Annotated in this window: 7 protein-coding genes, 2 tRNA genes, 1 rRNA gene and 1 riboswitch; all 10 genes read left to right on the top strand. The window is 48.2% G+C overall.

Annotated elements, in window-relative coordinates; all coding sequences use genetic code 11:
• A 23S ribosomal RNA gene (locus C7U56_RS05075) occupies window positions 1-278 on the top strand; the annotation flags it as partial.
• A 131-nt stretch (window positions 279-409) separates the two neighbouring features.
• A tRNA-Pro gene (locus tag C7U56_RS05070) sits at window positions 410-484 on the top strand.
• Between the two features lie 13 nt (window positions 485-497).
• Window positions 498-570, top strand: a tRNA-Gly gene (locus C7U56_RS05065).
• A gap of 322 nt (window positions 571-892) precedes the next feature.
• Window positions 893-1,624: a 30S ribosomal protein S2 gene (gene rpsB / locus C7U56_RS05060; RefSeq protein ID WP_022359217.1), complete on the top strand. Its 732-nt coding sequence runs from the start codon at window positions 893-895 to the stop codon at window positions 1,622-1,624.
• Between the two features lie 124 nt (window positions 1,625-1,748).
• Complete coding sequence (tsf, locus tag C7U56_RS05055; protein WP_107000379.1) at window positions 1,749-2,681, top strand: translation elongation factor Ts; 933 nt, start codon at window positions 1,749-1,751, stop codon at window positions 2,679-2,681.
• Window positions 2,682-3,139: 458 nt separating this feature from the next.
• Window positions 3,140-3,246, top strand: a riboswitch (TPP riboswitch).
• Between the two features lie 393 nt (window positions 3,247-3,639).
• Window positions 3,640-4,176, top strand: a complete 537-nt coding sequence (gene thiW / locus C7U56_RS05050; RefSeq protein ID WP_107000378.1) for an energy coupling factor transporter S component ThiW — start codon at window positions 3,640-3,642, stop codon at window positions 4,174-4,176.
• Window positions 4,169-4,990, top strand: coding sequence for a hydroxyethylthiazole kinase (gene thiM, locus C7U56_RS05045; protein WP_107000377.1), 822 nt, complete (start codon window positions 4,169-4,171; stop codon window positions 4,988-4,990). Before thiW ends, thiM begins: the two co-directional genes overlap by 8 nt.
• Before the next feature lie 54 nt (window positions 4,991-5,044).
• Window positions 5,045-5,680, top strand: coding sequence for a thiamine phosphate synthase (gene thiE / locus C7U56_RS05040; RefSeq protein ID WP_107000376.1), 636 nt, complete (start codon window positions 5,045-5,047; stop codon window positions 5,678-5,680).
• Window positions 5,681-5,861: 181 nt separating this feature from the next.
• Entirely contained in the window at window positions 5,862-6,671 is an 810-nt protein-coding gene (thiD, locus tag C7U56_RS05035) for a bifunctional hydroxymethylpyrimidine kinase/phosphomethylpyrimidine kinase (protein ID WP_107000375.1), read from the top strand.
• Window positions 6,668-7,330 carry a thiaminase II gene (gene tenA / locus C7U56_RS05030; protein ID WP_107000374.1) on the top strand — a complete coding sequence of 221 codons (663 nt, stop codon included), beginning with the start codon at window positions 6,668-6,670 and terminating at the stop codon, window positions 7,328-7,330. The genes thiD and tenA overlap by 4 nt, the downstream gene beginning before the upstream one ends.
• Window position 7,331: the final 1 nt, after the last annotated feature.

Genomic DNA, 7,331 nt, shown 5'->3' with positions numbered 1-7,331 from the left:
CGCGGGCGTAGGATATTTGAGAGGAGCTGCCCTTAGTACGAGAGGACCGGGGTGGACTGGCCTCTGGTGTATCTGTTGAGCCATCAGGCTCATGGCAGAGTAGCCAAGCCGGGACGGGATAAACGCTGAAGGCATCTAAGCGTGAAGCCCCCCTCAAGATGAGATATCCCATACGCAAGTAGTAAGACCCCTTGAAGACGACGAGGTAGATAGGGCAGAGGTGGAAGCGTAGTAATACGTGAAGCTGACTGTTACTAATCGGTCGAGGGCTTAACCAAAAGGTTATGGTTAAGGATAGGAAAGAGGAAGTTATTTCCTAAAAGGATGAAAGATAGAAAGTAGAAGAAATTCAGTGTGCAGTTTTGAAGGTATATAAACGTTCAAGAAAATCAAATATAAACGTGGATGACGGGGTGTGGCTCAGCTTGGCTAGAGCGCCTGGTTTGGGACCAGGAGGTCGCAGGTTCGAATCCTGTCACCCCGATTCTTACAAATATGCGCGAGTGGCTCAGTTGGTGGAGCGCGACCTTGCCAAGGTCGAGGCCGCGGGTTCGAGTCCCGTCTCGCGCTCTTTTTTATTTCTAGGATTTATGCGGGTTCCGAGGTTTTCGGAGCCCGCTTTTAATTTACATAGAATTGCTAAAAGTTTTTACTGAAGGTTTTGTATTATCATTCCGTATATGCTTGCTGGAAGAAATTCAAGAAACAAAGAAAAATGAAGGAAAATGCGTGATTTTTTTAATTTCCACTTGCATGTATACCTTGCCTGTGATATAGTATAAAGGCTGAAAATTCACGCCGGTCGGATTTGCGCAGGACGGTGCTCATTATGAGTCCCCGCGGAAAGCATGAGAAGACGGCGGAAGAAAAACCAAAATTGGAGGAAAGAAACATGAGCGTTATTTCAATGAAGCAGTTACTCGAAGCAGGTGTACATTTTGGACACCAGACCAGAAGATGGAACCCGAAAATGGCTCCGTACATCTACACCGAGAGAAATGGTATCCACATCATCGACCTTCAGAAATCTGTAGGTAAAGTAGATGAGGCTTACAAGGCAGTATCCGATATCGCAGCAGACGGCGGCACAATCCTGTTCGTTGGTACAAAGAAGCAGGCTCAGGACGCTATCAAGACCGAGGCTGAGAGATGTGGTATGTTCTATGTAAACGAGAGATGGTTAGGCGGTATGCTGACAAACTTCAAGACCATCCAGAGCCGTATCGCTAGATTAAAACAGATCGAGGCTATGTCTGAGGACGGAACTTTCGACGTTCTGCCGAAGAAAGAAGTTATCGAGCTGAAAAAAGAGTGGGAGAAGCTGGAGAAGAACCTGGGCGGTATCAAAGATATGAAGAAGATCCCGGATGCTATCTTCGTAGTAGATCCGAAGAAGGAAAGAATCTGCGTACAGGAGGCTCATACTCTGGGTATTCCGCTGATCGGTATCATCGATACCAACTGTGATCCGGAAGAGCTGGATTATGTAATCCCGGGTAACGATGATGCTATCCGTGCCGTAAAACTGATCGTTTCCAGAATGGCAGACGCTGTTATCGAAGCTAAGCAGGGCGAGGCTGAGGCAGCTGCAGCAGAGGGCGAAGCAGAGGCTACAGAGGCTTAATTAACCCCAAAATTAAAAACTGAAACCAAAAGACCAGGAGCACGCCGCGGTTTTCCGCATAAAAGCGTGCTCCGCGCGGGTATACGAACGTGTACCTGAATTTATATACACGGAGGGATTTAAGATGGCAGTTACAGCCGCAATGGTAAAAGAGTTACGTGAAATGACAGGCGCTGGTATGATGGACTGTAAGAAAGCTCTTGCAGCTACAGATGGCGACATGGACAAAGCTGTTGAGTTCCTGAGAGAAAAAGGACTTGCAGGCGCTACTAAGAAAGCTGGCCGTATTGCAGCAGAGGGTATCGTTATGACTAAGGTTACCGCTGATGAAAAGAAGGCAGTTGTAGTAGAAGTAAACGCAGAGACAGACTTCGTAGCTAAGAACGAGAAGTTCCAGAACTATGTATCTGATGTTGCTGAGCAGGCGCTGAACACAAGCGCAGCAGATATTGACGCATTCCTGGCTGAAAAATGGGCAAAGGATCCGTCCCTGACAGTTGCAGAGGCTCTGTCTTCCCAGATCTCCATCATCGGCGAGAACATGAAGATCCGTCGTTTTGCTCAGTTAGCTGAGGAGAATGGTTTCGTTGCTTCCTACATCCATGCAGGCGGCAAGATCGGCGTTCTGGTAGACGTTGAGACTGACGTTGTAAACGATGCAATCAAAGAGATGGCTAAGAACGTAGCTATGCAGGCTGCAGCTCTGAAACCGCTGTACACCAACGACAGCGAAGTAGATGCAGATTACATCGCAAAAGAGAAAGAGATCCTGACTGTAGCAGCTAAGAACGAGAAGCCGGATGCAAACGACAAGATCATCAACGGTATGGTTATGGGTCGTATTAAGAAAGAGCTCAAAGAGATCTGTCTTCTGGATCAGGTATATGTTAAGGCTGAGGATGGCAAGCAGAGCGTAGCTCAGTATGTAGCTCAGGTTGCTAAAGAGAATGGCGCGAAGATCACTGTTAAGAAGTTCGTTCGTTTCGAGACTGGCGAAGGTATCGAAAAGAAGGAAGAGAACTTTGCAGAGGAAGTTGCAAAGCAGATGGCACAGTAAGCAAAGTACTTGTTATAACTTCATATAACTTGTTAAAAAGTGCTGAACCCTAGTATTTATGCTGGGTTTCAGCACTTTTTTTGTGTACTGTTTTTTGATACTTTTTTATATAACTTGTTGCAATTTATTCTATCTTCTTATGCGAATTGTGTAAAAAAGTGTGTAGTGAGTTGTGTAGAGGTTTTGGGGGATTTGTGTAATAACATGAATGGAACGCCTCAGCTGATTGCAGACGCACCTTTGCAGTCTGCTCAGCATTACATTTACCGGTCTCAGGATCCCATTAGCGATTCTTTTGGGTGGCATTATGGGACTCACCGGAATCTGGCGGGCGCTTACGCTGACCTTGATCGTGAAAGGATAGGGGATAAAAGTGCACCAGAAAGTCGCACTTGAAAATTTCGCCAGATGCGCTATAATAAGTCTGGCGATGGTTCAGCATGGAAACATTGCAAATTTGATAAAAACAGGGGAGCTCGTTAGCGGGCTGAGAGGAAGTAATCGAACTTCGACCCTTTAACCTGATGCGGATAATGCCGTCGTAGGAAGTCATGAGATGAATTTTTACAGGAGATATCCGCAGGGGTATCTCCTGTTTTTTCATATAACAGGAAAATCCGTTGAAATTTCCTGTTATATAAAAAGTCCTACCGGGCGGGATCGCACTGCGGCGGAAGGGAATCATGTCGCAAGCGACCGCGCTCGGCGCGGGAATGTGCCAGGGCACATTCTTTTAAAATTAAATTCTTTGAAAGGGGGAACGTATTCCGCATGTGTGCGGCGAGCTGAGGGGGAGCGCCCTGAGCTTTGTAGGCAGCGATGGGAAGCCGTGTTCCGGCGTGAGAGGATACCAGAGAGTATCGACCGAATTTCATGCAGAAAACGTAAATTGTTCGTAACTGTTCAAGAATATCAAAGAAACAGAACAGTTGCAAATTTTCAAAGAAGGAGAAGAAAAATGAATAAGACAAACACGAAAAAACTAGCGATTGCGGCTGTATTCTGTGCCGTTGCCATCGTAGGAAGTTTATTTTCCGTTCCGGTGTTCGGAAGCAAGTGTTCCCCGGTACAGCATATGGTAAATATCCTGTGTGCCGTTCTTCTGGGACCGGGCTATGGACTGGGAGCGGCCTTTGCAGCGGCGCTGATCCGAAATCTGTTAGGACTTGGAAGCCTGATGGCATTTCCGGGCAGTATGTTTGGCGCCCTGATCTGCGGACTGGTTTACAAGAAAACGCAGAGTGTGTTCGCAACTTTGATCGGTGAGGTGCTTGGAACGTCCATTCTGGGCGGATTTGCAGCATATCCGGTGGCAGTTTTCCTGATGGGAAAGAGCGCGGCGGGACTGGCTGTCTATGCCTATGTGGTTCCGTTTTTGATCTCGACCGCGGGAGGCGCGATCATAAGCGCGGTTCTGATTTTAAGTTTAAAGAAAGCCAATATTTTAGCAGGAATGCAGGAAGCACTGAGAGAGGAGAAGCCAGCACATGTTTAAAGAAATATTTGATAATGTAAGAGAAAAATGTCCGTTAATCCACAACATTACGAACTACGTGACTGTCAATGACTGTGCCAACGTGGTACTCGCATGCGGCGCGTCCCCGATCATGGCGGATGATAAGGACGAAGTTTCGGATATCCAGACCATCTGCGGCGGACTGAATATCAATATCGGCACATTAAACAGCCGGACCATCGAATCCATGCTGCTTGCCGGAAAGCGGGCAAATGAGCTGGGTCATCCGGTAGTTTTAGACCCGGTAGGCGCCGGTGCGTCGAAACTCAGAACAGAGACCGCCAATCAGCTTTTAAAGGAAGTCAGGTTTACCGTGATCCGCGGGAACATTTCGGAGATCAAGACACTGGCACTTGGAAATGGAACGACGAAGGGCGTGGATGCCGATCTGGCAGACCGGGTGACGAAGGAAAATCTGGACGAGGCGGCAGCTTTTGCGAAGGCATTTGCCGGAAAGATGAATGCGGTCGTTGCGATCACCGGTGCGATCGACATTGTGGCGGATGCGGAGAAGGCATACTGCATTTACAACGGTCGTCCGGAGATGTCTTCCATCACGGGAACCGGCTGTCAGCTCTCGGCTCTGACGGCGACCTTTGTGACAGCCAACCAGGAACAGCCGCTTGAGGCAGCTGCTACGGCAGTCTGCGCGATGGGACTGGCCGGGGAGACGGCATACGCCCGTTTAAGTGAACTGGACGGCAATGCGACTTATCGGAATTATATTATTGATGCTATTTATCGCATGAACGGAGAAGCGCTGGAGGCTGGAGCAAAATTTGAAGTAAGATAATAGAGCTTTAGTGTCCGTTTTTATAAGAACAGCTGAGAGAAGGAGGAAATGCAGATGAACTGCAGACCGGAAGATATGCTGCTTTACGCGGTGACAGATCGCGCATGGCTGAAGGGGGAAACTCTGGAGAGTCAGGTTGAGAAAGCTTTGAAGGGCGGGGCGACGTTTGTCCAGCTGAGAGAAAAGGAGCTTGACGAGGCGGAGTTTCTGGAGGAGGCAAAGAAGCTTAAAATGCTTTGCAGAAAGTATCAGGTTCCGTTTGTGATCAATGACAACGTGGAGATTGCCCTGGCGGTGGATGCGGACGGCGTCCATGTGGGACAGAGCGATATGGAAGCGGGAAAGGTCCGGGAAAAGCTGGGATCAGATAAGATCATCGGCGTTTCCTGCAAAAATGTAGAACAGGCGCTTCTTGCGAAAAAGCATGGGGCGAATTATTTGGGAGTCGGAGCCATCTATCCGACGGGAACCAAAAAGGACGCCGATGCCGTGACGCCGGGGATGCTTGCCAAGATCTGTCAGGCAGTCGATATTCCGGTTGTTGCGATCGGCGGACTGAATAAAGAACATCTGGAACTGTTAAAAGGAACAGGTGTGGACGGCATTGCAGTGGTCAGCGCCTTGTTTGCGGCCGATGATATTGAAAAGGCAGCAGAGGAACTGAAGGAAGCTGTAAAAAAGGTCCTGTAAAGATGAAAACGTTGTCATTTTGTCAAAAAATGGCATGAAAAAGTTTATAAGAAAAAGCTTGTGAAAAAAGCTTCATTAAAAAATGGTAAGAAACTTTGCAAAAAGTTTTTTATGGCGGCACATTGGGGGCACCACCTTGTGTCGCCTTATAAAAGTTATTGATGCCTGAAAGGAGTTAATTATGAAGACAGCATTAACAATCGCTGGAAGTGATTGCAGCGGAGGCGCCGGTATCCAGGCCGATTTAAAGACGATGATCGCCAATGGAGTATATGGAATGAGTGCGATCACGGCGCTGACGGCCCAGAACACAACCGGCGTCCAGGGGATTTTTGAGGTAACCCCGGAATTTCTGGAACAGCAGATTGGCAGCGTATTTACGGATATTCGTCCGGATGCGGTAAAGATCGGTATGGTTTCTTCAACCGGACTGATCAAGTCGATTGCGAAGAAGCTTTGTGAGTACCAGGCAGAAAACATTGTTGTGGACCCGGTTATGGTGGCGACGAGCGGAGCAAAGTTAATCAGCGACGACGCCATCGACACCTTGAAAGAATCGCTTTTTCCATTAGCGGCGGTTCTGACACCGAACATTCCGGAGGCGGAGGTCTTATCAGGAATGGAAATTAAGTCTGCCGACGATATGATTACGGCAGCAAAATGGATCAGTGAAACGTACCATTGTGCGGTTCTCTGCAAGGGCGGACATCAGTTAAATGATGCCAACGATCTTTTATACCGGGACGGCGGATACCGTTGGTTTAACGGAAAACGCATCCACAATTCCAACACCCATGGGACGGGCTGTACCCTGTCCAGCGCGATTGCATCCAATCTGGCGAAGGGCTATGATCTCGACACCGCGGTGGAACGTGCCAAGGCATATATTTCCGGCGCACTGGGAGCGATGCTGGATCTCGGCAAAGGATCCGGTCCGATGGATCATGGATTTGATTTCCGGGGAAAAGGATTTGCGGAGGAACGCGTATGACAATGACAGAGAGGCTTTTGGAAGCCACAAAGGAGATCTGGGCTGGTTACAATGAAAAACCGTTCGTAAAAGGCATTGCGGACGGCAGTCTGGATCATGATAAATTCAAATATTATATGATACAGGATTATCTGTATCTGATTGATTACACAAAGGTGTTTTCCATCGGGGCGGCAAAATCAACGGATCTCGCATTTATGCGCCTGTTTGCCGGATATACCCACTCGATTCTGGATGGGGAGATGGATATTCACCGTGCTTACATGGAACGTTTGGGGATAACCAGAGAAGAGGCGGAACAGACGCCGGTCGCTCTGGATAACCTTTCTTATACTTCTTATATGCTTCGCATCGCTTATGAGGGGGGCGCGCCGGAGGCGGCAGCAGCGATATTGTCCTGCGCCCTCAGTTATGAATGGATTGCGAAGAAAATCGCAGCAGACAGACCGGATGCCGACAAACATCCATTTTATGGGGAGTGGATCCGGGGATACGCTTCCGAGTCTTACCACAAGGAAAATGAAGTCCTTGTAGAGTGGATGAACCGTCTGGCAGAGGATCTGTCTGAGAAACAAAAGAAACATCTGGTGGATATTTTTGTGGCCTGCTCCCGCTATGAAGCGGCATTCTGGGATATGGCGTGGGAAATGAGGCGGTAAA

Origin of the sequence: Clostridium fessum (assembly GCF_003024715.1) — a bacterium.
GTDB lineage: Bacteria > Bacillota > Clostridia > Lachnospirales > Lachnospiraceae > Otoolea > Otoolea fessa.
This window is presented reverse-complemented; position numbering and strand designations above follow the sequence as displayed.

Coding starts and splice junctions, on each gene's coding strand:
- rpsB (WP_022359217.1), top strand. CDS start 893: ATGAGCGTTATTTCAATGAAGCAGTTACTCGAAGCAGGTGTACATTTT.
- tsf (WP_107000379.1), top strand. CDS start 1,749: ATGGCAGTTACAGCCGCAATGGTAAAAGAGTTACGTGAAATGACAGGC.
- thiW (WP_107000378.1), top strand. CDS start 3,640: ATGAATAAGACAAACACGAAAAAACTAGCGATTGCGGCTGTATTCTGT.
- thiM (WP_107000377.1), top strand. CDS start 4,169: ATGTTTAAAGAAATATTTGATAATGTAAGAGAAAAATGTCCGTTAATC.
- thiE (WP_107000376.1), top strand. CDS start 5,045: ATGAACTGCAGACCGGAAGATATGCTGCTTTACGCGGTGACAGATCGC.
- thiD (WP_107000375.1), top strand. CDS start 5,862: ATGAAGACAGCATTAACAATCGCTGGAAGTGATTGCAGCGGAGGCGCC.
- tenA (WP_107000374.1), top strand. CDS start 6,668: ATGACAATGACAGAGAGGCTTTTGGAAGCCACAAAGGAGATCTGGGCT.